The organism is Mesorhizobium qingshengii (assembly GCF_027563465.1).
In the GTDB taxonomy this organism is placed as follows: Bacteria; Pseudomonadota; Alphaproteobacteria; order Rhizobiales; family Rhizobiaceae; genus Mesorhizobium; species Mesorhizobium qingshengii_A.
Window position 1 is genome coordinate 1 of record NZ_JAPFQA010000057.1, and the last position, 780, is coordinate 780.

Genomic DNA, 780 nt, shown 5'->3' on the forward strand with positions numbered 1-780 from the left:
TGAGGATCGCCGCGACCATTGCGGCATTGCCGGCCTGGAGGTTGCCGTTGGCGACCTCCGTCACGTTGCCGGTCAGCGACTGGCTCTGGACGTCGATCGTATCCTTGCCCGCCGTCAGCGCGGTCACCGCGCCGGTGGTGACGCTGATGTTGCCGCCAGCCGCGGTGTCGCGCACGACGATGCCTTCGCCGCCGGTCGAGCTGCTCGCGCCCGAGATGTCGACCGTGACCGTGCCCGTGCCGTTGTTGAGGATATTGGCCGCATCGCCGGTGCCGCCGACGAACCCGCCGGTGCCCGTCACCGAGATGTCGCCCGAACCGCCGGTGCCGCCGACAAGGCTGAGGCCGCGCGTCGCGCCGGTCACCGTGTTGGCGACCGATACGCTCACCGCGCCGTTGCCGGTCGCCTTGATGCCCTCGGCGAAGGTGCCGGTCACCGTGCCGTTGGCGGTGACGCTGGTCGTACCCGTGCCGAAGTTGTGGGCATCGATGCCGGTCGTGCCGGAGACGTTGCCGACGGTCACGTCGACAATGCCCGTGCCGGCACCCTTGGTCTGCTGGGCGATGATGGCGGTGTTGCCGGTGGAAGTGACATCGCCGGCGTTGACCGTCACGTTGCCGCCGGTCGACAGCGCGAAGATGCCGTTGCCGGTGGTCACATTGACCGGGCCGACCGTGGTCACCTTGGTCGAGCCCGAGCCGAAGTTCTCGGCGTCGATGCCGAAGCGGGCGTCGATCGAGCCGTTGGCGGTCACGTCGATGTTGCCGGCCGCCGCAGCGT

Annotated in this window: 1 pseudogene; it reads right to left on the reverse strand. The window is 69.4% G+C overall.

What is annotated here, in order from left to right:
* Positions 1-780: pseudogene (locus OOJ09_RS31930) on the reverse strand (autotransporter outer membrane beta-barrel domain-containing protein); the annotation flags it as partial.